We start from the raw sequence: 25877 nt of genomic DNA on the forward strand, positions 1-25877 counted from the left end.
GGTGAGGGGCGCTTTCGTCGCATCGCATGCGGTGAAAGCGCCTTTCAGCTAGCGAGAGGTCGAATCCCGCGCGTTCAGCCGCACCGGAACCTCGATCCGGTGCGGCCGGTCCCCGGCCACCCCCTCGACGAGATCCATCAACGCCGTCGCCGCTCGGCCGCCCACGTCGCGGGGATGCACGAACATCCCGGTCACCTGCGGCGAAACGAGCCGTAGCGAACCGCTGTCCACCGCGCTGCAGATCCCGAGCACGCCGGGTACCTCCAGCCGTCGGCGGCGGGCCTCGTGAAGGACACCGAGAGCGAGGTTCTCCGATGTCGTGAAGACTGCGTCCGGGCACACCCGCCGGTCGAGGAGCCTGCCCAGTGCCGCCGCCGTGCCTTCGGTGGTGGGCGGTTCGTCGATCTCGACCACCACCGGCTCCAGGCCCCGGTCCGCCATCCAGCCGGTGTACCCCGCGACCAGATCGGCCGCGTACGAGCGGGCCGTGTCGGTGGTGATCATCGACGGCCGCTCGAAACCGTTGTCCGCCAAGTGATCCAGCATCAGCCGGGCGGCCGCGACCAGATCGTTGTCGACGACGACGGGCACCGGGCACGGCGCCGCCATCGGACGTCCGACGGTCACCAGCGGCCGGTCCTGGCACCAGCCGGTCGCGAAGAAAGGCTCGTCTCCGCGGGGATCCACCAGGATCGCGCCGTCGACGGCGAAGGCGTTCAGCCGGTCGAGGTCGGCGTCCGCCGGAGTCAGGAGCAGGGCGTACGAACGTTTCGACGCGGCCTCGGCCGCGCCGTTGAGGACTTCGAGGAAGTAGTCCGAATTGGGCACGAGCGCGCAGGCGCTGCTCGCGTCGACCGAATTCGCGAGCTGGATCGCCAAGGTACGGCTGCGCCGGGTGACCAACTGCTGCGCGTGCACGCTGGCCTGATAACCGAGTTCGGCCGCCGCCCGCGCGACGCGCCGCCGGGTCTCCTCGGAGATGCGGCCCTGCCCGCTGAGCACATGGGAAACGGTGGTGATCGAAACTCCCGCGGCGGCGGCGACGTCACGGATGGTCGGCGACACTCAGGCCTCCACGGGCGGTCCCCAAACGCGGTTCGGCCGGTCGGTGTCCAGCCGATAGTCGGTGACATGGGCGTCGCCCAGCCTACGGCCGAGGTCCGCCGCCGCCTCCAGCGGCCGCGCCGGATCGCGCTCCACCTCGCCCCGGCTGTTGCCGACGCCGACCACGATCCCGGCGAGGTCCTGACGCAGATAGCGCGTGAGTTCCTGGAACTGGGCCTCCAGGCCGAGCGTCGCGCCGCGGTAGCTCTCCTCGCACGAGATCAGCACCGCGGCGCGTTTGTGCATCAACCCCGGCACGACCTCCGAGGTATGCGGAGAACTGCCGGAGGTGTAGCAGAAAAGCCGGTCGAAGAAGGATTTGAGGCGCCCGGTCATGCCGTACCAGTGCAGCGGTGTCGCGTAGACGATCGCGTCCGCCGGGAGCACGTGGTCGAACAGCAGGCGCTCGTAGCCGTCCCCGATGCCGCAGGAGCGGTCGCTCGACCGGCACTCGCGGCAGTCACCCAGCGGCGACTCGACGAAATCGGAGAGGCGGACGAAGCCGACCGCGTGTCCTGCTTCTTCCGCCCCCTTGGCCAGTGCCTGCGCGAGCGCCCAGGAGTTGCCTTCCCGACGCGGGCTCGAATCGAGCACCAAGACCTTCATGCGGTTCTCCCCGGAGAGACTGCCAAAACGTTTTAGCAGTCTCTCCGGGGAGGGTTTCCCCTGTCAAGCGACCTTGGCGGCCGCCGCGAGGACGATCTCCGCGACGACGTCCGGCCGCGAGACCGAGACAGCGTGCGAAGCAGCGACAGTCGTGACTTCCGAACCGGCACGCTCGGCCATGAACGCCTGCGCGGCGGCGGGGATCGCGTGGTCCTGCTCGGCGACCAGCGCCCACGACGGCAGGTTCTTCCACGCCGGCTCGCCGTCGAACGGAGTGGCGAGCGCGCGCTCGGTGACCGGGCGCTGGGTGACCGCCATGACGTCGGCGGTCTCCACGGGGACGTCGGCCGCGAACACGTCCGAGAAGTTCTCGGGCTTGATCGACAACTCACCCTGGGCGGCCAGGACGTTCGTGGTGTCCGGGCCGAGCTTGCCGCCTTCGAACCGGCCGGACAGCTCGAACACGCTCTCCCCTGCCTCCGGCTGGAAGGCGGCGATGTAGACGAGCGCCTTGACATTCGGCGCGGCGGTGGCCGCGCGGCTGATCACCACGCCGCCGTAGGAGTGCCCGGCCAGCACCACAGGGCCGTCCACGCCGTTGACGACGTCGGCGACGTAGTCCGCGTCGGACTCGATCCCGCGCAGCGGGTTCGCGGCGGCCAGCACGCGATAGCCCTGCTCACGCAGCTTCGGGACGACGCCGTTCCAGCTGGACGAGTCGGCGAAAGCGCCGTGGACCAGGACGATGGTGGGCTTCTGGTTGCTCATGGTGACTCCTTCAAATTCAGGGAGAACGATCGGTCTTTCTGCCTGAACAATGCTCGCTCGAGAGGTCTTCCGCAACGTGACGAAGCCGACCTGGTGGAATGACCGTTCTTTCTCTAAAGTTGGGGAATGCCGACTGTCGACCGGGACGTCCACCCGAAGATCCGGCTGCTCGAGACAGCGTCACGGCTGTTCTACGCCGAAGGCATCCATGCCGTCGGCGTAGAGCGCCTGGTCTCCGAAGCGGCCGTGACCAGGGCGACGTTCTACCGCCACTACCCCACCAAGGACGACCTCGTCGCCGCCTACCTGAGCACCACGAGCGAGCGGATCCGCGCGGGCGTCGACGCGGTGACACAAGGGAAGCCCGCCCGCGAAGCACTGCTCGCCGCACTGGGCATCATCGGCGACCGGACGCTCGACGACGACTTCCGCGGCTGCCAGTTCCTCAACGCGGCGGCCGAATACCCCGACCCCGCGCACCAGGTGCGCCAGGTCATCGCCGACCACCGGGACTGGTTCTTCGGCGTGCTTCGCGATTTGGCGCGCGACGCGGGCCATGCCGATCCCGAGCACGCCGCCCGCACCCTCGTCCTCCTCCGCGACGGCGCGCTTCACGGCGGGAACCTCGACGACGCCGAGACCGTGCGCGCCACTTTGCGCCGAGCCGTGGCCGACCTCGTCCCCTGACCTTCATCGCGTCTTCTCGACGGTCGTAACAAGTGCTACCTTCGCGGAAGGGGGCACAGCCGGACCGAGGAGCGGCGACGATGAGGCTTTCTCCCAGCGCGCACGTCGACCCGTTCTGCCGCGACCGGCTGCCGCCCGCCGAGCAGTGGCCGGAGTTCGTGTTCGACCTGCCGGAACTCCGGTACCCCGACAGGCTGAACGCCGCGACCGCGCTGCTCGACGACACCGCCGCGCGGCTCGGCCACGACAGGCCATGCCTGCTCTCCCCCGCCGAAACGTGGACATACGGCGAAGTCCTGGCCCGCGCGAACCGCGTCGCCCACGTCCTGGTCACCGAATTCGGGGTCGTTCCCGGAGACCGAGTGCTGATGCGGGGCACCAACACCCCATGGCTCGCGACCGTTTGGCTGGCCGTGCTCAAGGCGGGCGCGGTGGCCGTCACGACCATGCCGATGCTGCGGCGCACCGAACTCGACAAGATCGCCGTCCGCGCGAAGCCCGCGGTCGCGGTCTGCGACGAGCGGTTGCTGGACGAACTCCCGCCCGATCTCCCCGTCGTGTCCTACGGAACCGAACTCGCCACCCGCGCGGACCGATATCCGGCGACGTTCGCCGACGTCCCGACCGCGGCCGACGACGTCGCCCTGCTGGCCTTCACCTCCGGCACGACGGGATCCCCGAAGGCGACGATGCACTTCCATCGTGACCTGCTCGCCATCGCCGACACGTTCTCCCGCCACGTCGTGCGCCCGGTGTCCGACGATCTCTTCTGCGGTACGCCACCCCTGGCCTTCACCTTCGGCCTCGGCGGTCTGCTGGTCTTCCCCCTGCGCGTGGGCGCGGCGACGCTGCTCGTCGAGCGCGCCACCCCGGCGGAACTCGCCGCCATCGTCGCCGAAAGGAACGTCACCGTCCTCTTCACCGCCCCGACCGCCTACCGGGCGATCCTCAACGCCGGCGACGGACATTCGCTGGCCGGAGTACGCCGGGCCGTCTCGGCGGGCGAGTCACTTCCCGCCCCCGTGGCCGAGCAGTACCGGGAAACCGTCGGACGGCCGCTCATCGACGGGCTCGGCAGTACCGAAATGCTGCACGTGTTCATCTCCGCCGCCGACGGCGACGTGCGTCCCGGCGCCACCGGAAAGGTCGTGCCCGGCTACCAGGCGGCCGTTCTCGACACCGACGGTTCGCCCGTTCCCGACGGCACTCCCGGTTTCCTGGCGGTGCGAGGGCCCACCGGTTGCCGCTACCTCGAAGACCCGCGCCAGCAGGACTACGTCCGCGACGGCTGGAACTTCACCGGTGACACCTACGTCCGCGACGCCCACGGCTACTTCCGCTTCGTCGCGCGCAGCGACGACATGATCATCTCTTCCGGATACAACATCGCCGCCCCCGAGGTCGAGGAGGTCCTGCTCACGCACCCGGACGTGGACGAATGCGCCGTGATCGGCACACCGGATCCCGATCGAGGCTCGGTCGTGACGGCGTTCGTCGTCCCCCGGCCCGGTATCGAGCCGGGCGCGGATCTGGTGCGAGCACTACAGGATCACGCCAAGGCGACCGCGGCGCCGTACAAATACCCCCGGCGTGTGCGGTTCATCGAGGCGTTGCCGCGCAACCCGAGCGGGAAACTGCAGCGATATCTGCTGCGGGAGCTGTGACTTCTGTCCACATCGGACTCGTCATAAGTTGTCATGGGACAGGAAGAGGCGGTCGACAAGGTAGCAAAGGTCCCTCCCTACCTGCAGGGCCAGGCAAGCAGACGGTGCGAAAAGGGGGTTTGCCCCCGCCTCGCTTTCCTTGCCTCTCAACAATTTCTGGCACGCCCAGGTTACCCCGCCCACATCGCCAGAATGCGAAAACAATTCCGGAGTACTCTTCACATTCGTACACTTGTTCGATTCCTGGTATTCTTGTGGGGTGTCCAGTCAACGCATCCTCGAACCGCCACAGGAGCTGTGGCGCGCCGGTGCGCGCGAACTCGCGCACGGCGTGATCGAGCGATTGTCGGTGGCACGACAGGCTTTGGCGGAGGTCGGGCAGTTCCTGGTCGAGATCGAATCCCGCGGCCCGATGGAACTCTTCGGGCATGGTTCGACCGCGGGCTGGTTCGCCGAAACCGCCCGCATCAGCCCCAAAGAAGCCAGCGACGCCGTCGCGCGAGCGCTGGCGTTGAACGAGAGCCGAAATCTCGATGGCACTCCCGCCCCGGCGTCCGCGCCGATCGCCGGGGCCGCGGCCGCGGAGGGCGACCTCGGGCACCAGCAACTCGACCCGATCCTCGCCGTGCTGAAGAAAATCCCCGCCGACGCCACAGACGACGACCGGACCGGCGCCGAACAGATCCTGGTGACCCTGGCCCGCCACGCCGGACCACAGGAGATCACCAACGTCGGCGCGGAACTCCTCGCCCACCTCGACCCCGACGGCAATGAACCGAAGGACGAGGACCTGACACCACCGTCACGTGAGGTGTCCCTCCGCAAACGTGACGACGGCTGGTGGCGCCTCAACGGCCTGCTGGACCCCGAATTCGGAGCCCGCGCCAACGCGTTGTTCGAAACCTGGGGACAACGAAGACCCGTCGACGAGGACGGCAACCGCGACCCCCGCACTCCCGGCGAACGTCATGGTGACGCGCTCTTCGACGCCATCCATTACGCCATGACCAACGACAAAGCCCCGACCCTGTCCGGAGATCGCACCACCATCGTCGTCACCATCCCCCTGGAGTCTTTGACCTCCGGACTGGGATCCGCCTGCATCGACGAGGTTTCCCAGATCACCGCACGGCATGCGCGGATGCTGGCCTGCGACGCGAAGATCATCCCCGCAGTCCTCGGCTCCGAGAGCGAACCCCTCGACATCGGCCGCGCCACCCGGTCCATCAGTCCCGCACAACGCCGGGCGCTGAACCTCCGTGACCACGGCTGCGCCTTTCCGGGATGTCATCGACGACCCAAACACTGCGAAGCCCACCACATATTGCCGTGGGGCCAGCTCGGCGATACCGACCTCGACAATCTCTGTCTGCTCTGCCGCTACCACCACATGGTCATCCACGGCCAATCCGGCTGGAAAGTCCAGATGACCAACGGACGACCCGAATTCATCCCACCCCAATACCTCGACCCACTACAAACACCCCGCCACAACCACCGCTGAAACCCGAAGAGCCTGCCGCCCACACCGGCGACGGGCCCTTCGGCGTGCCCGGAGCGGACACGATCGGTTTCGGCACTCGCAGCGCCCGGTGCGACGACCTGGCGCCAAGGCGCGTCGCGAAGCCGCTTTCGCGACGCTATTGAGAGGTAACGCAAATACGTCGTGATCGTCTCACTGCCGTGAAGGCCTCACAGGCCGGCGGCGGGCATGGGACTCACAGCCGAGGCCGGGCGGGGACTACGACCGTGGGGTCGTGAGTGATAAGGACGGTTAGAACGCCCCTTACCACTCACGACCTCTTCGGCGAATCCCGCTCCTGTCACCAACTCCGGCACGCCAGGTTGCCTTCGCCCCGCAACAGATGTCCCGAAAGGGGCTTTCACGACACCCTCGCCAACCGCGGCCACACCGCCTGGCTTCAGCGAATCCCGCGCCGCCGATTCGCCGCGACCAGCGCGACGATGCTCAGCGATGCCGTCGCCAAAAGATAGTAACCAGGCGAAACAGGCGATCCGGTGGCCGCGATCATCGCGGTCGCGATGGTCGGCGTGAACCCGCCGAAGATCCCGACAGTGGCGTTGTAGGCGAACGAAAGTCCCGTCGCCCGGGTGTGCGCCGGGAACACGTCCGCCATCACCGACGGAAGCGCGCCGAAGTAGGTGGCCTTCAGCAGCCCCAGGATCGTCATCGTGATCGTGAGGGTCAGGAACGACGGCGAGGTGGTGACCCACAGGTACAGCGGCACCACGCCGGCCCCGATCACCGCGGCGGCCCCGATCATGATCCTGATGCGGCCGTGCCGGTCGGTGAGCAGCCCGACGATCGGTGTCACGACGGTCAGGATGGCGGCGGTGATCATCAAGGCGACGAACGACAGCGAGTCGTCCAGGCCGAGGTTCTTGATCGCGAACGTCGGCAGCGACTGAAGGATGAAGTTCAGCGAGGTCGAGACGACCAGCGCTCCACCGGCGATCAGGAGCCCGCCCCACTGGAAGCGGAACAGCGTCCGGACCGGCGTGGACTTCGGCTGATCCTCCTTCGCAGCCTCGGGTTCGTCGACGTGGCGCCGGATGTAGTAACCGACCGGGCCGACGAGCAGCCCGAAGACGAACGGGATCCGCCAGCCCCAGGACGTCATCGCGTCGGCGCTGAGCGAAGCGGTCAGCCCGGCGGCGAATCCGGCGGACATCAGTGTCGCGAAACCCTGGCTGGCGAACTGGAAACTGCCGAGGAAGCCTTTGCGGCGATCGTCCTGTTCGATCAGGAACGACGTGGCCGCCCCGAATTCCCCGCCCGCGGCGAAGCCTTGGATCAGCCGCGCGACGATCACGCCGACCGGAGCGAGGAAGCCGATCGTCGCGTAGCTCGGCATCACCGCGAGCAGGAACGTCCCGGCGACCATCAGCCAGATGGTCAGCACCAGCGCCTTCTTGCGGCCGAACCGGTCGGCGTAGGCGCCGAGCACGAGACCGCCGAGCGGACGCACGAGGAACGTGATGCCGAAGACCGCGTACGCCTGCACGAGCTGGACGGCGGCGTTCCCGCCAGGGAAGAAGGTCTTGCCGATGTAGGCCGCCATGAGCGCGTACACGCCGAGGTCGAACCATTCGAGCGCGTTGCCGATGGTCGCGGCGGCGATCGCGCGCCGTGTGGAGGGCGGCGTGCGCGGCCTGGCCACCGTCCGCTCGCTCATCATGCCTCCCCGCCGCGCCGTCCGAGCGCGTGGAACAGTGCCGCGGCGAGGACGATTCCCTCACGGGCGATCGGCGCGAGCAGATGTTCGTCGGGCGCGTGTTGCAGGCATCCGGGATAGGAGTGCGGCAGCCACAGCGTCGGAAGGCCGAGAAGGTCGGTGAACACGTGGTTCGGCAATCCCCCGCCGAAGCTCGGCAGGATCGCCACTCGCCGGTCGGCAACCTCGTCGAGGACGCCCTTCGCCCAGCCGACCCACGGGTCGTCGACAGGAGTACGGCTGGCACGGAAGCTGCCCTCGGCGGTGACATCGACCATGGAAAACCCTTGTGCGGAAAGATGTTCCCTGATCGCCTCGCCCACCCTGTCGACGTCGGTGCCCGCGACGTAGCGCAGTTGCAGCATCGCGCGTGCGCGGCCGGGGATGGCGTTGACCGGCCGGTCTATGTCCGCGGCGCCGAGCGACAGGACTTCGAGGGTGTTCCAGCCGTACAGCCGCTCCGCCGCGGTCAGACCGGTGTCGCCCCAGCCCGCGTCCAGCGCCGGATCGCCCGGTTTGGTCCCGATCTCGAGTTCGGCGAGCGCCGCGCGGACGCTGTCCGGGAGGTCGGGCGGCAGGAGTTCCGGCACCTGGACGCGGCCGTGCCCGTCGACGAGACAGGCGATCGCCCCGGCGAGGGTGGTGGCGGGGTTGCGCAGCACGCCGCCCCAGTTCCCCGAGTGGTAGGCGTCAGGTCGGAGGTCGACGTCGAGGGCGATCCGGACACTGCCCCGCGCGCCGAGGAACAGCGTCGGCGTCGCCGCGTCCAGGCGCGGGCCGTCGGACGCGATGAGGACGTCGGCGCTCAGTGCCTCCCGGTGCGCCGAGACGAACTCGTCCAGGCCCGGCGAGCCGATCTCCTCCCCTGTCTCGAACAGGAACTTGAGGTTGAACCCGAGCGAACCCGTCTCGGCGAGGAGCAGCCTGAGCGCGGTCAGGTTGATCAGGTGCTGCCCCTTGTTGTCCGCCGAACCGCGGCCGTACCAGCGTTCGCCGTCGGCGGTGAGCGTCCACGGGTCTCGGCCGTCACTCCACCGGCCTTCGTGCCCGTCGACGACGTCGGCATGGCCGTAGCACAGGAGTGTCGGCAACTCTGGCGACTCGATCCGGGTACCGATCAGGAACGGGCCGCCGCCGGGATCCGGATTGGGATGGATCGCCACGGAACAGCCGAGCGCGGTGAGCGCCGGGGCCAGCACCTCGTCGAGGTATGCCTTGATGGCAACGCGGCCGTTTGGATGATCACTCACAGTCGGATACCGGACGAGCTCGGCGAGTTCGGCGAAGAACGCTCCCGAGTCGACGTGCTCGTGGGCCTTCGCGACCAATTCCGCGGGGATCACTGTGTTGTCTCCCGATTCGCTCGTCGAGTGTCGCAGAGGAGCGTAAGTCGGTTTGCGGATCCGGACCATTGCCGTTTACCGTGCTCCGCGTTCTCATTGCGGCAAACCTGCGGAGACCTGATGCGACTACTGCCGATCGCGTTGACGTACTTCCTCGAAGTCGCCCGCACCGGCTCGGTGTCCGAGGCGGCGACGGAACTGACGGTGGCGCCCTCGGCGATCAGCCGCCAGATCGCCAAACTCGAAGCGGGGCTCGGGGTGCCGTTGTTCGTCCGCCATCCGCGCGGCATGGTGCCGACCGAGGCCGGCACCCGGCTGCTCGACCACGTCCGGCGCAGCGAGGCCGAATCGGCCGTTCTCGTCGACGAACTCCGCACCGGCCGCGGACTGCACGCCCGGTCCCTGACGGTCGCCTGTTCCGAGGGGTTCGCCCGCCGCGTGGTCCCGCAGGCGGTCGCCGCCTTCCGGCGCGAACACGACGTCACCTTCCACATCGACGTCGTCACCCGAGAAGAAGCGACTCGACGTGTGCTCGAAGGCGCGGCCGACGTCGCCGTCACGTTCGCGACCGGGCCGCAGCACGGGGTGCGTGTCGAGAGCGCGGTCGTCGTCCCGGTGTACGCGATCGTCCCGCTCGGTCATCCGCTGACCGGTCGCGACTCCGTCGAACTCGCCGAACTGTGCCGTCATCCGCTCGCGCTCCCGGCGCCCGGGCAGAGTCTGCGCGACCTGTTCGACATCGCCGCCCGGATCGAGAATCTCGCGGCGCATCCGGTGCTGGAGTGCAACGAACTGAGCCCGAAGTACGAGTTCGTCCGGTGCGGCGGCGGGATCGCGCTCGTCGGGGGCTTGGGTGACATCGAGCAGGACGCGGCCACCGAAGGCGTCGCCTACGTGTTGCTCGACAACGCCGTGTTCCGCAAACGCGAGGCCCAGGTGCAGACCATGGCGGGCCGGACCTTGTCCTTGGCGGCCTTGCGGTTCACCGCGCTGCTGACCTCGTTCGTCCGCCCGCCGGTCAGCCGATCAGCACCCCCGGATTGAGGATCCCGGCCGGGTCGAGCGCGGCCTTCGCGGCGGCGAACGCGGCGGCGAAGGGGCCGGGACGCTGCCTGTCGTACCAGGGCCGGTGATCGCGGCCGACGGCGTGGTGATGGGTGATCGTGCCGCCGTGGCCCGCGATCGCCTCGGAGACCGCGGCCTTGATCTCGTCCCACTGGGCGACGGTGCTGCCCCAGCGCCCGGCGGCGTAGATCCCGTAGTAGGGCGCGGGACCGTCGGGGTACACGTGGCTGAACCGGCACGTGACGACCCCGGCGCCGCCGCACACCTCGTCGATCGCGGCGCGCGCCGCCGAGGTGATCGCGTCGTGGAACTCCGGGAAACCATCCCAGGTGCACGCGGTCTCGAAGGTCTCCACGATCAGCGACCGGCGGGCGAGCGCGTCGCGTTGATAGGGCATCCGCAGGAAGGACGACCGCCACGTCGAAGCGCTGTCCTGACCGGCGGAATTCTTGCTGCGCCTGGCTTTCACGACACCACCGTGACCGGCGGCCAGCTCCAGCGCTCGGTCGAGCCAGGGGTCGACCGGGTGGTCGGCGGATTCGAACGCGACCAGCAGGAGACCTCCGCCCACACTCGCGCCCGCGTTGATGAGCGCCTCCGCCGGGTCGAGCAGCCGGCAGTTCGACGGATGGAGCCCGGACTGCGCGATCACGCGGGTGGCGGCGACCGCGTCCTCCTGCCGTTCGAAGGTGACGGACGCGGTCACCTGCCACACCGGCCGGTCCTGCAGGCGCATCCAGGCTTCGGTGATCACGCCGAGTGTGCCCTCGGAGCCGAGGAACATCCGGTCCGGCGAAGGACCGGCACCCGAGCCCGGCAGGCGTCGCGATTCACTGATTCCGGCGGGCGTGACGACGCGCAGCGCTTCGGTGAGATCGTCGATATGCGTCGCGAGAGTGGCGTAGTGCCCGCCCGCGCGGGTGGCGAGCCAGCCACCGAGCGTCGAATGGGCGAATGACTGCGGGAAATGCCGCAGGGTCAGCCCCAGCGGACGAAGGCGGTCTTCCAGCGCCGGCCCGAAGATCCCGGCCTGGATCCGCGCCGCTCGGCTGACCGTGTCCACTTCGAGCACGTCGCCGAGGCCCGCCAGATCCATCGAGACCGCCGGGCCGTCGAACCGCGGTTCGACCCCGCCGACCACGGAACTGCCTCCACCGTAGGGAATCAGCGGGGTACCGGACGCGGCGCACCAGTCGAGGAGGTCGACGACGTCCTGCTCCGTGCGCGGGCGGGCGACCAGATCCGGGACGTGGTGGACCTGCCCGAGCAGATTGCGGACGACGTCGCGGAACGCCTTGCCGCGGGCGTGGGACAGCCGGTCGGCCGGTCCGTCACTGCACAGCGAGGCGAGTGTCGCGGGCGGGCGGATCCGCGAGGCCGGGACGCCGAGCTCCGCCGGGTCGGGCGGGGCGTGGTCGGTGAAGTCGTGGCCGGGCAGCACACCCGCGGTGCGGGCGACCAGCGCGTCGGACTCCTCTCGGGACAGTTCGCCGTCGAGGGTGCCCCAGCCCCACCAAGACCGCTCTTCGGTCGGCATCGTCGCCCTCCGGTTGATCTGACTCCCCAGTAAGTTACTTATCGGTCAGTTACCGTGTCAACGAATACCGATAACGTGTGCCGCCGTGGCACCAGGTCCGCTGATCTACCTCGATGTCGATGGCCCGCTCATTCCGTTCGGACTGGAGCCTTCCCGCTACCCGCTGTTCGCGCCCTCGCCACTAGAGGACGAGAACCCGCTTCTGGGCAGGCTCGATCCCTCGCGCGGGGTGCAGCTGAAAGCACTCCCCGGAGAACTCGTCTGGGCCACGACGTGGCTCCACGACGCCAACGACTCCCTCGCCCCGAGGCTCGGACTGCCCCGCTTGCCGGTGCTGGACTGGCCCGAGTCCTCGGACACCGACGATGCCGACGCCCGCATCGGTCTGCACTGGAAGACCCGGCCCCTGCTGGAGCACGCCCGGGGCCGCCCGTTCGCTTGGGTCGACGACGAGATCTCCGAGATCGATCGCGACTGGGTGTCCGGCCACCACGCCGGACAGGCCCTGCTGCACCGCGTCGATCCCCGACATGGTCTGACCGGCGCCGACTACCGCGTAGTCGGCGAGTGGCTGCGGGAATCCCGCCACTCCTGACACGCAGGACAGCTTTCCCGTCCAGGACCGATTCGAGGCCTTCGACGGTTTACAACGTTGTATCAACGATGTAAAAACATCTGACGGCCAGCCGTGGCCCGGCTCACACCGGTTCCCCCGGCCACGGGGTCGTGGTTTCACGCCTGCACAAGTCCAGCGGGAGGCGCACCTCCGCCGAGGCGGCCGCCCCCGGAGAAGGGTGTCGAGCAGATGTTGCCAACGTTGTCACAACGTCCCCGGAGGCCGAGACGCTTCCGGAAGTCCCTGACCGCCGCGGTGGTCGCCATAACCGCCCTGGCGTTGACGCCGGGGGCCGCGACGGCCGCGGAAAGCGGCTGGAAGATGGGCAAGCCCCGCCTGACCACCCCGTGGACGAACCAGGTGTCGACCACCAACGCGTTGCCCGAGTACCCCCGGCCGCAACTGGTCCGCGAGAACTGGCAGAACCTCAACGGGGTCTGGGAGTTCGCCGGGGCCGCGCCCGGCGAGGTCCCGCCCTTCGGCGAGAAGCTCGCCGAGAAGATCCTGGTCCCCTACCCCACCGAATCGGCGCTTTCCGGGATCCAGCGGCACGAGGACTTCATGTGGTACCGGCGCACGTTCACCGTGCCCCGGCACTGGAACGTCGGCAGGGACAACACGCTCCGGATCAACTTCGGCGCCGTCGACTACAAGGCGAAGGTCTACGTCAACGGCAAGGAGGTCGCCGCGCACCAAGGCGGCTATGGCGCGTTCTCCGCGGACGTGACCTCAGCGCTGAAACCCCATGGCGAACAAGAGATCATCGTCGGCGTCGAGGATCGCGCCGACGCCACCTGGCAACCGGTCGGCAAGCAGCGACTGGTCCCCGACCGCGGGATCTTCTACGAGGGCGCCTCGGGCATCTGGCAGACGGTCTGGATGGAGCCGGTCGCGGCGAAGCACGTCGGCACGCTCGGCATGGTCCCCGACCTCAAATCCTCCACGCTCAAGCTCACCGTGGACACCGGCGGGAACTCAGGGCTCACCGTCGAGGCCGTGGTCCGCGACGGCAGGAAGGTGGTCAGCCGCAGCAAGGCGTCCGCCTCCGGGACGATCTCCCTGCCGGTGCCCAAAGCGAAGCTCTGGTCGCCGGACTCGCCTTTCCTCTACGACCTCGACGTCGAATTGAAGGACGGCCGCCGCACCGTGGACAAGGTGTCGTCCTACTTCGGCATGCGCGAATTCGGCACCGCCAAGGGCGCCGACGGCAAACTCCGGTTCACCCTCAACGGCAAGATCCTCTTCCTCCAGTCCACTTTGGACCAGGGTTACTGGCCGGACGGCATCTACACCGCGCCGACCGACCAGGCGCTGCGCTTCGACCTCGAACAGCACAAGGTGCTCGGCTTCAACACGGTCCGCAAGCACATCAAGACCGAACCCGACCGCTGGTACCACCACGCCGACAAACTCGGATTGCTCGTCTGGCAGGACATGCCGTCGATGCGCACCGGCGGACGTCCGCCCGCCGACGCCCAGCGGCAGTTCCAGGTCGAGCTGAAGGAACTGGTGGAGCAGAAGAAGAACTGGACTTCGATCGTCGGCTACGTGCCGTTCAACGAGGGCTGGGGCGAGTGGTCGCGCGAGATCACCGGCAAGATCGCCGACGACGTCAAGGCCCAGGACCCGACCCGGCTGGTCAACGCGCACAGCGGCGTCAACTGCTGTGACTCCCTCGGCGACTCCGGCAAGGGCGACGTCATCGACTGGCACGCCTACCCCGGCCCCGCTAAACCGATGCCCGACGGCAAGCGGATCTCGATCGACGGCGAACACGGCGGCTACGGCATCGAGGTCGAGAACCACATGTGGTTCGGCGAAGGACACGCCTACGAGATGGTGAAGGACCAGGCGACCCTGAACAGCCGCTACGTCCAGAACCAGCGCGATGTGCTCGCGTCCGCGCAGAGTTGCGGGATCAGCGGCTCGATCTACACGCAGATCACCGACGTCGAGCACGAGGTCAACGGCTTCTTCACCTACGACAGGCAGGTGAAGAAGATGGACTTCGCCCAGGTGCGGGCGGTCAACCAGGCGATCATCCGCAACGCCGACGGCAGCGGCTCCGGCGCTCCCGACCCGGGCCCCGGCACCCCCGGGATCGACGGCGTACACGCCTACAAGTTCGACGAGGGCACCGGATCCAGCGCCAAGGACTCGGTCGGCACCGCGCACGCCACGCTGACCAACGCGCAGTGGGCAGGCGGCGTCCAGGGCGGCGGGCTGGCCTTCGCGGGCAACGGGCAGGCCGGCACCGGGGCGAATCTCGTGAACACGGCCGGCAGCTACTCGGTTTCGGCGTGGGCCAAGCTCGACGAGGCGAGCGGCGCGTTCCAGACCGTCGTCAGCCAGGACACCGGCCGCGACAGCGCGTTCTTCCTGCAGTACTCCGGACAGGACCAGCGGTGGGCGATGAGCTTCGTCGGCCTCCGTGCCCTGTCGCCGGAGAAGCCGGAAGTCGGCCGCTGGTACCACCTGACCGGCGTCCGCGACGCCAAGGCGGGCACGTTGTCGCTCTACGTCGACGGCAAGAAGGTCGCCGCGCAGAACGCCTGCTCCGCCGCACCGAGCACCGGGCACACGGTGATCGGCCGCGGCCAGTACGGCGGTCAGCAGGTCGACTTCCTGCGCGGCGCGGTCGACGACGTCCGGCTCTACGACCGGCCGCTGACCGACGCCGAAGTCGCGACGCTCGCGAAGCGCGACTGAGCCCGGACACGCGGCGCCGGGGTCACTCCCGGCGCCGCGTGCCGTCCACCCACTCCCGCACGATGTCGCCGAGCACGGGCAGCGGCACCTGCCCGTGCCTCAGCACGACGTCGTGGAAATCCCGGATATCGAAGGACTTGCCCAGCCGTTCCTCGGCGAAGGCGCGTAACCGCTGGATTTCCAGCCTGCCCGTCATGTACGACAGTGCCTGACCGGGCCATTCGATGTACCGGTCGGTCTCGGACTGCACTTCGACGTCGCTCAGTACGCAATGCTCGGCAAGGTAATCCACGCATTGCCGCCGGGTCCAGCCCAGGGCGTGCAGCCCGGTGTCGACGACGAGCCGCGCCGCGCGCAACGAGTCCTCGGCGACCATGCCCAGCCGCATGACGTCGTCGGAGTACAGGCCCATCTCGTCGGCGAGCCGCTCGGTGTAGAGCGCCCAGCCCTCGTCGAACGCCGAGAGCGGGACGAGCTTGCGCAGCCGGGGCACGGCCTCCAGCTCGTAGGACACGCAAGCCTGGAAATGGTGCCCTGGAACGGCTTCGTGGAAAGCGACCGACTCGGCGATGAACCGGAACCGTTCGGTCACCCGGTAGGTGTTGGTGGAGTAGACACCGGGACGGCTGCCGTCGCCCGAAGGCGGCATGTAATACGCCTGCGCGGCGGAGGGCCCGTCGGCTTCCGGCACGGCGCGCACCACGCATCCGGCCGACGGCACCCGGCGGAACCAGCCGGGCGCGGCGGCTGTGGCCCTCGCGACCGCTTCCGTCGCGGTCGCGATCATCTCGTCCGCGTCCCGCCAGCACAGCGACGGATCGGTGCGCATCCGCCGCCGGACCGCGACGGGGTCGTCCTCGCCGAAGACGGCCGCACCGAGCCGCCGGTACTCCTCGTCCAGCGCCCGGCCGAGTTCGAGGCCGGTCTGGTGCAGTTCCTCCGGCGAGACCCCGGTGGTGGTGTGCGTCTTGACCAGGCCCGCGTAACTCTCCTTGCCGCCGTCCAGCCAGCAGAGACCCGGCCGATCGTCGGAACGGCCATGACCGGCGATCTCACGGGCGAGCACTTCGCGATAGGCGACGAGCGCCGGGCGGACCTTCTCGGTGAACAGCCGCTGCCGTCGTTCCGCGCGGTCACCGGTCAGCGGCGGGACGAGCAGCGGATTGGGTTCGGTGGCCAGAAACCGGTCGACGTGGTCGATCGCGCCGCGCACCGCCCGTTCCACCGGGGTCCGGCCCGCCGCGACCCCGGCGCGATGGCGGTCGGCCAGGGCCGCGAAGAAGTCCGGGAACTCCGCCAGCCTGGCCAGGTAGTCCTCTTCAGCCTGCTCCCCCGACGGCTCGAGCTGCGGAAGCCAGGACAGCACTCCGGTCCCCTCGGCCGCCATCTGATCGGCGAGGGTGAACTCGATCTTCCGCGAGTCGAGCCTGGCCAGCAGCGATTCCGCGTGATGGGCGACGACACCGAGGGTGATCCGATCCGGATCCGTGGAGCGGGCGGCGTCCCCGGCGATACGGACGGCGCGCTCCCTCAGCAGGGCGTCACCCGCCTCCGAGACGTCCCGCAACTCGTGATCGTGTCCCGGGATATTGTCGAAGGTCGCCATCAAGGGCATCTCGGTCGCGAGGACGTCGAGGAGGTCGTCGGCAAGCTGCACCGCTGTGGGCTCATCGCTCATACCCGATGACTACCAGAATCCGAGCGGCGTCCGCTGGCGGTTATGAGGCTTAGGCCACAAGCGCCACATGGTCGGACGCCCTACTTTTAGGGTGACTACGTGAATGACGTCCAGTTCCTCGTCGGGAGCGGAATCGGCCGGATCACGCTGAACCGGCCGCGTGCGCTGAACTCGCTGAACCACGGCATGGTCCTCGCCATGCTCGACCACCTCGAAGCTTGGCGCGCCGACCCGGGTGTCCGCGCCGTGCTGATCGACGGCGCCGGCGATCGCGGGCTCTGCGCGGGCGGCGACATCCGCGCCATCTACGAGGACGCCCGCGGCGGAGGCACCGCGTCCCCGCGGTTCTGGGCCGACGAGTATCGCCTCAACACCGTGATCTCGCGCTATCCGAAACCCTACCTCGCGCTGATGGACGGCCTCGTCATGGGTGGCGGGGTCGGCGTCTCCGCGCACGGCAGCCACCGGGTCGTCACCGAACGCTCCCGGGTCGGCATGCCGGAGACCGGGATCGGCTTCGTCCCGGACGTCGGCGGCACGTATCTGTTGTCCCGCACGCCCGGCGAACTCGGGACGCATATCGCGCTCACCGCCGGGGCGATCTCGGGGCCCGACGCGATCCACTGTGGACTCGCCGACCATTTCGTGCCCAGCGAACGAATCCCGGATCTGCTCGACGCGCTGACGACCCGAACACCGGACGACGCGCTGGAACTGATCGCCGACCCCGCGCCGCCGAGCGCGCTCGCCGTGGACGCCGCCTGGATCGACCGGTGCTACGCGGCGGACACCGTCGAGGAGATCCTGGCCAGGCTCCACACCGAGGGTGACGCCGCGGCCACCGCCGCCAAGGAGATCGAGGCGAAGTCGCCGACCGCGCTGAAGGTGACCCTGCGGGCACTCCGGTCGGCCGCCGCGATGCCCGATCTGGAAACCGCGCTGGCGCAGGAGCTCCGGATCTCGACCCACGCGCTCTCGACCGCCGAGTTCGCCGAGGGGATCCGAGCACAGATCATCGACAAGGACCGTTCCCCGAAGTGGTCCCCCGCCACACTGTCCGAAGTGGATGACGAGCTCGTCGACGCCTACTTCGCCTGACCGGTGATCGTGCGGTAGAGCGGCCGCAGCAGGGCGGTGATCGAGGTTCCGTCCACCGTGGCCGTGAGCGGCGGGACCTCGTCGAGCAGTCCCAGCGGGTCCCCAGCCCGCGGCCGTCGCATGTTCGTGACGTCGCCTGCCGGGCCCCAGCCGAAGAAGTCGTCCATCACCTCGTCGAGTCCGGGGGGCTCGGCTTCCGCTGACGAGGCGGTCACCCGAGCCCCTGCCTGCCGCCCGATCTCACCGAGCAAGGCCGTACGGTCGCGGCCACGGAGCGTGAAGATCGCGAACGGGTCCTCCTCGTCTTCGAGCGCGATCAGCGCGGCGACGAGGTGATCGCAGGGGACGCGGGTGCCGGGGCAGGTGCAGTCCAGCGACAGTTCCCAGGCCGCCTCGGGGAACAGCGGCACCTGCTCGGCCGCGAAGAAGCGTTCGATGTCGTCCGGGATACGGCCGTCGAGCAAGGCCGTCCTCGCGGTCTCGTCCGCGGCCACGGCGGCGATGACCGCCGTCCACACCTGCTTGCCGAACGTCGGAAGACCGATGCGGACCTCGTAGAACCGCTGCCGGGTCACCCGGACACCGGCGACCGCGGCCCCGGGCCCGATCGTGAGAGTGTCGACCCGGCAGGGCGGAACAAGTCCTTTGTGGACACCCAATTCGTCGAGTGCCCGGCGGAATCCGTCAGTCATCGCCCGCCTCCCGCCCGAGCGCGAAGACCTCGCGCAGGGAATCGGTGGACAGCTCCGTGAGCCAGTCCTCCCCATCGGTGACGACGAGATCGGCCAGCGCTTCCTTCTTGGTGATGACGGCGTCGATCCGCTCCTCGATGGTGCCGGGGCAGACGAACTTCCGCACCTGGACGCTGTGCCGCTGGCCGATGCGGAAGGCGCGGTCGGTGGCCTGTTCCTCGACCGCCGGATTCCACCACCGGTCGAGATGCAGGACATGGGTGGCGGCGGTGAGCGTCAGCCCCGCTCCGCCGGTCTTCAGTGACGCGAGCAGGATCGACGGTCCCTCGCCCGACTGGAAATGCTCGACGATCGAATCGCGGCGCCGCTGCGACAGGCCACCGTGCAGGAAGGCGATCTTCGCGTTCAGCCGGTGCGAAAGATGCGGTACGAGCAGGTGCCCGAATTCGGCGAACTGGGTGAAGCACAACGCGCGATCACCGGCGTCCAGGATCTCCGCCAGGAGCTCTTCGAGCCGGTTGACCTTGCCGGAGCGGTGCCCGATCGGCGAGCCGTCGTGCAGCAGATGCGCGGGATGGTTGCAGATCTGCTTGAGCTTGGTGATCGCGGCGAGGATGTTGCCGCGCCGTTTGACCCCGGCGCTGTCGGCGATCTTCGTCATCATCTCGTCCACGGTGGCGCGGTACAGCGTCACCTGTTCGCGGGTGAGGCGGTACTCCTGGAGGATCTCGATCTTCTCGGGAAGGTCGGCGAGCACGGTGGGATCGGTTTTGAGGCGCCGCAACAGGAACGGCCGGGTCAGCCGGCGCAGCTCGGTGGCCGCGCGAAGGTCGCCCCGGCGCTCGATGGGCACCTCGAACCGCTCGCGGAACTCCTGCCTGCCCCCGAGCACGCCGGGGTTGAGCAGATCCGAAAGCGACCACAGATCGGCGAGCCGGTTCTCCACCGGCGTCCCGGTCAGCGCGATCCGGTGCCCGGCGGGAATCCGGCGCAGGGCTTGCGCGGGCCCGGTGTTCTGGTTCTTCACCGCCTGCGCCTCGTCGAGCACGAGCCGGTGCCAGCGGATGGCCGCGAGCTCGTCGGCGTCGCGGGCGGCGGTCGAGTAGGTGGTGACGACCAGGTCCGCGCCCTCGGTCCGGACGCGGCCGCGATCGGCGCCGTGATGGAGGTGAACGCGCAGTTCCGGCGCGAATTTGGCCGTTTCCCGTTGCCATGTCCCGAGCAGCGACATCGGGCAGACCAGAAGGGTCGGCCGTTTGTCGTCCTGTGCCCGCTCGATCGCTTCGAGCGCGAGCAGCTGGACGGTCTTGCCCAGCCCCATGTCGTCGGCGAGGCACGCCCCGAGCCCGATCGACGTCATGAACGAAAGCCACGCCACACCGCGCCTCTGGTACGGCCGCAGGGTCGCCAGGAACGTCGGCGGCGGCTCGACCGGCTCGATCGTGCGCTGGACACGACCGGTGAGGAAGTCGTCGATCCAGCCGTCGGTGGTGACCTCGGTGACCGGCAGCGGCGTTTCGAAGCCGCCGCGGAGCAACGCCAGCAGGTCCGCCGGGGTGGGCAGCGGAGGTTTCTCGCGGTCCGGGTCGCGGCGGAGGTACTCCAGACCGGCGCGCAGCAGTTCGGGGTCCACGCTCACCCAGCGGCCGCGCAGCCGGATGAGTGACGACTTCGCGGCCGCGAGCCCGGCGAGCTCTTCGTCGGTCAGCGCGTCCTCGCCGACGGCGAGCGCCCAGCGGTAGGAGGCGAGCTGGTGACGGCCGAGCCGGTGCACGGCGGCCTGGTCGACCGGCGCGCCGCGGACGGACAACTTGAGCGCGAGCTTGCGCCTGCCGCCCCAGCTCGCCGGGAGCTGGACGTCGAATCCGGCCGCCGCCAGCCGTTCCGCGCCGCCGTCGAGGAACTCCACGGTTTCGGCGACGGTCAGGTCGTAGATACCCGGCTTCTCGGCGTCGACCGCGGGGCCGAGCAACGGCAACACACCGGCGGCGCGTTCCAGCTCGGCGACGAACAGGCCCTCGGGGTCGGTGAATTTCGCGCCCGCCTTGCCGGACCAGACGTCTTCCGCCGGAAGCAGGAGACTGGGATCGGCCGTGGAGCGCAGGAAGAACCGCAGCTGCCACTTGGTCCCGTCGCCCGTCTGGTCGTCGGGGTCGTCGGCCGGGCCATGCAGGGTGGGGACCTCGTCGAGCCGGAAGCAGACGGTGCCCTCGGTCAGGTCCGTGTCGCCGACCGCGTCCCAGGCGGCGATGCCCTCGGCGACGATCCCCATGCGCCCCGGCGCCTGGCCGGTCCGGTCGTCGGCGCTCTTCAGCGCGTGGAGCCACGACCCGAACGGGCCCTCGCGGCCATCGCTCTCCGTGGCATGTCCGGCGGCGGCGAGGCGATCGCGGACCGCGGCGTCGACCAGCGTGTGGAGCGCGTCGGTGACGAGCGCCGCCGGATCCGGCCCGGGATGTTCGGCCCGGCCGACCGGCGGCGTGGCCGCGATCAGCGCCCGGACCGCGACCGCGTCACCGCCCCTGGCCACGGGCCGCCAGCGTGCCCGCGCCACGATTTCGTTCCGCACGAGCGTGGGCAGCACGCGGCCGCGGCGCACCAGATCGTCCGCCAGCCGGACGACGGCGCGGAGATGGCGGACCGAGGTGCCGTAGCCGACCGTCTCGGCCAGGTCTTCCAGCTCCGAGGGGTCGATCAGGAGAGCGGGCACCGACCAGGGTTCCAGGGTCAGTTCCTGCTGCGGGCGGCTCCGGGAGCCCAGTTCGGGCGAGGCGACCGGGCCGCCGCGACGCGACGGGAGGACAAGGACGGCCGACGCCGGTTTGCCGGGGTGCAAGGCGGTCAGATCCGCGACCGAGGCGGCGAACGGATGCGGCCGGGCAGCGCTCGACGGCCGCATCGACGTCGTCGCCGGGCGGTCGCCGTGCTCGCCCCAGAGCACGATCCCGCGGCCCCGGGACCACAGGCCGTGCACGACGAGTGGCGACATGGTCCTCCTTCCGCAGTCTGTTCCCTCCAGCATGCCCGGGACTGATCAGCGTCCGGTCAGCGAGGCGCTTTAGGGTTCGCGGGTGACCGTTCTGAACGCGATCGAGCCGCGTGACAGCCTGATCGTCCTCGGCCCCTCGAAGGCCAAGATCCGAGGCGGCGACGCCCATGCGGGGTCTGGCGCGCCTTGGCCCGAGCCGATGCTTCGCGCGCGGGCCGGGGTCCTGACGCGGTCCAAGGTCGACGGCGGCGGGCTGCGGCCCGCGTGGCTCCGCTACAGCGGGAACTTCTATCGGAACGTCGGCGGCGCCCTCGCCGAGGCCGCCGTGTCAGGGCGGTTGCTGATCCTCAGCGGTGGCTACGGAATCCTGCGCGCCGACGAGCCGATCGCCTACTACGACCGGAAACTCAAGCTCGGCGACTGGCCGCCGGGGGTGCTCGAAGACGCCGTGCTCGGGGAGGCCCGCCGGCTCGGGGCGGCGAACGTGGTCACGTTCGTGTCCGCCAGCGCCGACTACGCGAAACTGATCCGCCGAATCCCCTGGGAGACCTCGGAAATCGGCGGCGTACTGGTCACGATCGACTTCCACGGCGGCGGCGCGCAGGTCGAGGTGCCCCGGCGGCTGGCTCAGTCCTTCGGCGCATGGTGGCGCCGCTCGCCGTCGGACTACCCGCCGGGCATGGTCACAGAAGTACTCGGGTGAACCCCGTCACGGCCACTCGGCTTCGGACAACAGGCGCGCCGCGCGGAGGAACGCCGCCCGGTCGCCCGCGGGCAGCCGTCCGAGCAAGCGTTCTTCCTGCTCCTGGATCTTCGACTGAGCCGACCTTCGCGCGGCTCGGCCGGCTTCGGTGATCCCCAGCAGCCGGACCCGACGGTCCTTTGGGTCCGGCTCGCGAGTGATCAGCCCGTCCTCTTGAAGGGTATCGAGGGTGCCGATGATCCGGGTCTTGTCCGCGCCGATCGCCTTCGCGAGGGCGGCCTGCGTGCGGACGGGCCCGTCGTCGAGCGCGCTCAGCACCACGTAGCCCCACATGGTCAACCCGTGCTCGGCCAGCACCGGCGTCTCGGCGTTCATCAGCCGTCGCATCAGCCCGCCGAGCATCGCCGCGAGATCCGGCCTCCCCTGCTCCGCCATGCGCAGAACCATACCGACCTCGTCGGCGAACCCAGTTGACGAACTCGTACGCGCATGTAGATGATATGCGTATGCATACCAATGAACTCCGCATCCTCGATGCCCTCGTGACCCGGATCAGCCTCGACCTCGTCAGCAAGATCACCCCCGCGGACTTGAGCAAACCGACCCCGTGCAGCGCCTGGACCTTGCACGGCCTGCTGGCGCATATGACCACCCAGCACCACGGGTTCGCCGCCGCGGCCGAGGGCGAGAGCCACCTCGACCACTGGCGGCTGCTCCCCCTGGGCGACGATCCCATCGCCACCTACCGCGCCTCGGTGAACCGGGTCCTGAACGCCTTCGTCCCCCACGACCTCGCCGACCGGAAGTTCACCCTTCCCGAGTTCTCCACCGAAATCACCTTCACCGCGGAGCAGGCGCTGGGCTTCCATTTCGTCGACTACCTGGTGCACTCCTGGGACGTGGCCAAAACCCTGGGCCTGCCGCTCAAGTTCCAGCAGGAGGTACTCGATGCCGGACTGCGGTTCGCCAAGGCGATCCCGGACGGGAAGAACCGGACGGCTCCGGGCGCCGCCTTCGGCCCGGCCGTCGACACGCGAAGCCAGTCCGATTTGGACACGATCGTCGCCCTGCTGGGCCGTTCGCCGTCATGGCCGGATCAGGTGGCCGCGGCGTGACGCACCGCCTCGAGGATCCGGGCGGTGACCAGCTCCGGTTTCTCCAGGGACAATCCATGCGTGGTCTTGGGCACGACCTCGACCTCGATGTGCGGATTCAGTGAGTCGAGCCGGGCCGCCACCTCGCGGGCGCGGAGGATGACGCTGCGTTCGGCGACGATGATCCGGGTGGGCACGTCGATCGCCGACAATTCCCCATCGCTGAACAGGTGCATCTCAGGCAGCCGCTGCTTGTACTTGAGCGCGGCGAACAACAGAGGCCGCACGGTGTGCCGCACGTCCGGATCGCCGGACGCCACCAGCCGGAGAAGCCACTTGGGCAGGAACCAGAGGAAGATCTCCCGGAAGCTCCACCAGATGAAGCTCCGGTCGATCACGCCGAACCCCGCGGCTTCGATGGTGACGACACCGGCGATCCGGTCGGTCGTCCGGGAAGCCAGGTTCAGCGCCAGCCAGCCACCTCGCGAAACGCCTGCCAGGTGGACCTTTTCGTGACCGGTTCCCGCGAGGACCCCCTCGACGACCTCGGTGAGCCAGTCCGCGCAGTCCTCTGTGGACTCGATGGGCGCGGTCTGGATCGACCGTCCCGGCTCGCCGATCGAGTCGACGGCGTGGATCCGGTGCCGGGCGGCGAGTTCGGCGATATGCGGATACCAGGACAGCGACGTGCCCATTCCTCCGGAAAGCAGCACGATCGGCGGACCGTCTTCCGGCCCGCAACTCCGAACCCGGGTCGGGCCGAATCTCGTCGCGATATCCCGTTCTTCGGCGGGAACCGGCCACTTCCGCAAGATCACGTCATAGGTCGCGAAGAAGCGCTCCTCGGCCTTCTTGTCGGTGAACTCCCCCAGCATCGGACCTCCTCGAAATTTTTATGGTGCACTTGCACCATAACAGTGGGTGGCCGCTCCGGCCAGCCCTCGCCGACATGGCAGAGTGATCTCGTGCCGAAACGTGTCGACCACCAAGAGCGCAGGCGCGAAATCGCCGAGGCCCTCTTCCGGATCGCCGCCGCCCAAGGCCTGCAGGCGGTCACCCTGCGTGCGGTGGCCGCGGAGGCGGGCATCTCGATGAACCTGGTCCAGTACTACTTCCCGACCAAGGAAGCGATGCTGCGGTTCGCCTGGCAGCGGGTCGTCGAATTGACCGGCGAGATCGCCGGGAAGACCATCGGCGAGGCGATGAAGACGGGGGACGAACGCGCCATCGTGCGCGCCTACCTGACCGCCGTCCTGCCGGACGGCGAGCGACGACGCATGCTGGCCGCGGTCCAGATCGCGTACTTCGCCGTCGACGTCACACGCGGGAGCCAGGATCCCGATCAGGAACCCCTTCTGCCCCACCTGGTCCACGCGATCGCCGGCCTGCTCCGGGCGGCACAGGAGAAGGGCGCCGTCCCCGCCCGCCTCGACCCTCTGCTCGAAGCGGACGCCCTCGCGACGATGTCCGCCGGCCTGGTCACGGGGATCATGGTCGACGCCTACACGGCCGAACGCGCGTCGGAGATCGTCGACTACCGGCTCGACGGAGTGTTCACCGGCGTTCGATGAGCGCCTCGATGCCGTCCAGAATGCGACCGAGGCCGAACTCGACGTCGGCTTCCTCCATACCTTCCTCGCCGTACGCCTCACCGGAAATCACGGCGGCGACGCGCGCATAGCCCCGCCCTTCGAGGCGCGGGCCGAGGAACGCGCTCAGCGCCCGGACCCGATCAGGCGGGCTCGCGTTCACGTCCTGGAGCAAGGAAGCGGTACTGCGGACCCAGCCGTCGACCAGTACGGCGCAGCCGGTCACGTCCTGCGCGCTCAGGCCCGAGTCGGCCATCCCCTCAAGGAAATTTTCCAGCCACCCCAGGAGATTCGGCGTACTCGGCACGCTCCGGACCGGCAGGTCGATCAGCCACGGATGGCGACGGCAGCGTTCGAGGAGCGCACGCGCCCAGGCGGTGACCGCCGCGCGCCAGTCGCCGGAGACCCGCTCCGGCGGCGGCCCCCAAGCCGCCTCGGCCACCAGGACGAGCAGTTCCTCCTTGGAGCTCAGATACCGATAGAGCGCGTTCGCGGTGATACCGAGCCGTTTGGCGATCGACGGCATGGACAGTGCGGCGTAGCCCTCCGCGTCCGCCTGAGCGATGGCCGCGTCGACGATCTGTTCGAGGCTGTATCCCGGCTTCGGTCCGCGGCGGGGCGCCGGGGCGTGACCCCACGCCAGCGCGGTGCCCGGCGGCAGCGACTCGATCTCCACGTCGTCCATGGCCGCATTGTTGC

Annotated in this window: 22 protein-coding genes; 10 read left to right on the plus strand and 12 right to left on the minus strand. The window is 69.2% G+C overall.

Features of this window, described 5'->3' with window-relative positions; translation table 11 throughout:
- Nucleotides 1-48: 48 nt before the first annotated feature.
- The 3 genes from BLW75_RS06550 to BLW75_RS06560 form a co-directional block, all read right to left on the minus strand.
- Nucleotides 49-1065, minus strand: coding sequence for a LacI family DNA-binding transcriptional regulator (locus BLW75_RS06550; protein ID WP_034316486.1), 1017 nt, complete (start codon nucleotides 1063-1065; stop codon nucleotides 49-51).
- Nucleotides 1066-1710, minus strand: a complete 645-nt coding sequence (locus BLW75_RS06555; RefSeq protein WP_034316487.1) for a flavodoxin family protein — start codon at nucleotides 1708-1710, stop codon at nucleotides 1066-1068.
- A 63-nt stretch (nucleotides 1711-1773) separates the two neighbouring features.
- Nucleotides 1774-2478 (minus strand): alpha/beta fold hydrolase, encoded by a 705-nt coding sequence (locus BLW75_RS06560; RefSeq protein WP_034316488.1) that lies wholly within the window; start codon nucleotides 2476-2478, stop codon nucleotides 1774-1776.
- 126 nt (nucleotides 2479-2604) lie between these two features.
- Here BLW75_RS06560 and BLW75_RS06565 point away from each other — a divergent pair, with 126 nt between their 5' ends.
- From BLW75_RS06565 to BLW75_RS06575, 3 genes are all read left to right on the plus strand, one after another.
- On the plus strand, nucleotides 2605-3165 hold the full coding sequence (locus tag BLW75_RS06565) for a TetR/AcrR family transcriptional regulator (RefSeq protein WP_034316489.1): 561 nt from the start codon (nucleotides 2605-2607) through the stop codon (nucleotides 3163-3165).
- Nucleotides 3166-3245: 80 nt separating this feature from the next.
- On the plus strand, nucleotides 3246-4829 hold the full coding sequence (locus tag BLW75_RS06570) for an AMP-binding protein (protein ID WP_034316490.1): 1584 nt from the start codon (nucleotides 3246-3248) through the stop codon (nucleotides 4827-4829).
- A 259-nt stretch (nucleotides 4830-5088) separates the two neighbouring features.
- Nucleotides 5089-6333, plus strand: a complete 1245-nt coding sequence (locus BLW75_RS06575; protein ID WP_034316491.1) for an HNH endonuclease signature motif containing protein — start codon at nucleotides 5089-5091, stop codon at nucleotides 6331-6333.
- Nucleotides 6334-6751: 418 nt separating this feature from the next.
- On the opposite strand, the gene BLW75_RS06580 is transcribed toward BLW75_RS06575, so the two are convergent.
- Both BLW75_RS06580 and BLW75_RS06585 read right to left on the minus strand, forming a co-directional pair.
- Entirely contained in the window at nucleotides 6752-8026 is a 1275-nt protein-coding gene (locus BLW75_RS06580) for an MFS transporter (protein ID WP_241783815.1), read from the minus strand.
- Nucleotides 8026-9408, minus strand: a complete 1383-nt coding sequence (locus BLW75_RS06585) for a M20 family metallopeptidase (RefSeq protein WP_034316587.1) — start codon at nucleotides 9406-9408, stop codon at nucleotides 8026-8028. The genes BLW75_RS06580 and BLW75_RS06585 overlap by 1 nt, the downstream gene beginning before the upstream one ends.
- A gap of 120 nt (nucleotides 9409-9528) precedes the next feature.
- On the opposite strand from BLW75_RS06585, the gene BLW75_RS06590 reads away from it, so the two are divergent.
- Nucleotides 9529-10452, plus strand: coding sequence for a LysR family transcriptional regulator (locus tag BLW75_RS06590; RefSeq protein ID WP_034316493.1), 924 nt, complete (start codon nucleotides 9529-9531; stop codon nucleotides 10450-10452).
- On the opposite strand, the gene BLW75_RS06595 is transcribed toward BLW75_RS06590, so the two are convergent.
- On the minus strand, nucleotides 10427-12010 hold the full coding sequence (locus tag BLW75_RS06595) for an FAD-binding oxidoreductase (protein ID WP_034316494.1): 1584 nt from the start codon (nucleotides 12008-12010) through the stop codon (nucleotides 10427-10429). The two genes, BLW75_RS06590 and BLW75_RS06595, sit on opposite strands and share 26 nt — an antisense overlap.
- An 85-nt stretch (nucleotides 12011-12095) precedes the next feature.
- Between BLW75_RS06595 and BLW75_RS06600 the strand changes: the two genes are divergently transcribed.
- Nucleotides 12096-12605: an HAD domain-containing protein gene (locus tag BLW75_RS06600; protein WP_034316495.1), complete on the plus strand. Its 510-nt coding sequence runs from the start codon at nucleotides 12096-12098 to the stop codon at nucleotides 12603-12605.
- Nucleotides 12606-12881: 276 nt separating this feature from the next.
- Nucleotides 12882-15335: a LamG-like jellyroll fold domain-containing protein gene (locus tag BLW75_RS06605; RefSeq protein WP_034316496.1), complete on the plus strand. Its 2454-nt coding sequence runs from the start codon at nucleotides 12882-12884 to the stop codon at nucleotides 15333-15335.
- Nucleotides 15336-15357: 22 nt separating this feature from the next.
- On the opposite strand, the gene BLW75_RS06610 is transcribed toward BLW75_RS06605, so the two are convergent.
- Entirely contained in the window at nucleotides 15358-17013 is a 1656-nt protein-coding gene (locus tag BLW75_RS06610; protein WP_034316497.1) for a DUF885 domain-containing protein, read from the minus strand.
- A 99-nt stretch (nucleotides 17014-17112) separates the two neighbouring features.
- Between BLW75_RS06610 and BLW75_RS06615 the strand changes: the two genes are divergently transcribed.
- Nucleotides 17113-18111 carry an enoyl-CoA hydratase/isomerase family protein gene (locus BLW75_RS06615; RefSeq protein ID WP_034316498.1) on the plus strand — a complete coding sequence of 333 codons (999 nt, stop codon included), beginning with the start codon at nucleotides 17113-17115 and terminating at the stop codon, nucleotides 18109-18111.
- Here BLW75_RS06615 and BLW75_RS06620 read toward each other — a convergent pair.
- Together BLW75_RS06620 and BLW75_RS06625 are read right to left on the minus strand one after the other, a co-directional pair.
- Nucleotides 18099-18803, minus strand: a complete 705-nt coding sequence (locus tag BLW75_RS06620; RefSeq protein ID WP_034316499.1) for an SWIM zinc finger family protein — start codon at nucleotides 18801-18803, stop codon at nucleotides 18099-18101. The genes BLW75_RS06615 and BLW75_RS06620 overlap by 13 nt on opposite strands.
- Nucleotides 18796-21792 (minus strand): DEAD/DEAH box helicase, encoded by a 2997-nt coding sequence (locus tag BLW75_RS06625; protein WP_034316500.1) that lies wholly within the window; start codon nucleotides 21790-21792, stop codon nucleotides 18796-18798. Before BLW75_RS06625 ends, BLW75_RS06620 begins: the two co-directional genes overlap by 8 nt.
- 82 nt (nucleotides 21793-21874) lie before the next feature.
- Between BLW75_RS06625 and BLW75_RS06630 the strand changes: the two genes are divergently transcribed.
- Entirely contained in the window at nucleotides 21875-22495 is a 621-nt protein-coding gene (locus BLW75_RS06630; protein WP_034316501.1) for a YaaA family protein, read from the plus strand.
- A gap of 6 nt (nucleotides 22496-22501) precedes the next feature.
- Here BLW75_RS06630 and BLW75_RS06635 read toward each other — a convergent pair whose 3' ends face one another.
- Nucleotides 22502-22930, minus strand: a complete 429-nt coding sequence (locus BLW75_RS06635; RefSeq protein WP_034316590.1) for a MarR family winged helix-turn-helix transcriptional regulator — start codon at nucleotides 22928-22930, stop codon at nucleotides 22502-22504.
- A gap of 71 nt (nucleotides 22931-23001) precedes the next feature.
- Here BLW75_RS06635 and BLW75_RS06640 point away from each other — a divergent pair, with 71 nt between their 5' ends.
- Nucleotides 23002-23610, plus strand: coding sequence for a TIGR03086 family metal-binding protein (locus BLW75_RS06640; RefSeq protein WP_034316502.1), 609 nt, complete (start codon nucleotides 23002-23004; stop codon nucleotides 23608-23610).
- Here BLW75_RS06640 and BLW75_RS06645 read toward each other — a convergent pair.
- A complete protein-coding gene (locus BLW75_RS06645; RefSeq protein ID WP_034316503.1) occupies nucleotides 23592-24464 on the minus strand; it encodes an alpha/beta fold hydrolase in 873 nt (290 codons plus the stop codon). The genes BLW75_RS06640 and BLW75_RS06645 overlap by 19 nt on opposite strands.
- A 90-nt stretch (nucleotides 24465-24554) precedes the next feature.
- On the opposite strand from BLW75_RS06645, the gene BLW75_RS06650 reads away from it, so the two are divergent.
- The gene (locus BLW75_RS06650) at nucleotides 24555-25160 is read left to right on the plus strand and encodes a TetR/AcrR family transcriptional regulator (RefSeq protein ID WP_034316593.1); all 606 of its coding nucleotides are present in this window, start codon (nucleotides 24555-24557) and stop codon (nucleotides 25158-25160) included.
- On the opposite strand, the gene BLW75_RS06655 is transcribed toward BLW75_RS06650, so the two are convergent.
- Nucleotides 25144-25863, minus strand: coding sequence for a TetR/AcrR family transcriptional regulator (locus tag BLW75_RS06655; RefSeq protein ID WP_034316504.1), 720 nt, complete (start codon nucleotides 25861-25863; stop codon nucleotides 25144-25146). The two genes, BLW75_RS06650 and BLW75_RS06655, sit on opposite strands and share 17 nt — an antisense overlap.
- Between the last annotated feature and the right edge of the window lie 14 nt (nucleotides 25864-25877).

Source organism: Amycolatopsis lurida (genome assembly GCF_900105055.1).
GTDB lineage: Bacteria > Actinomycetota > Actinomycetes > Mycobacteriales > Pseudonocardiaceae > Amycolatopsis > Amycolatopsis lurida.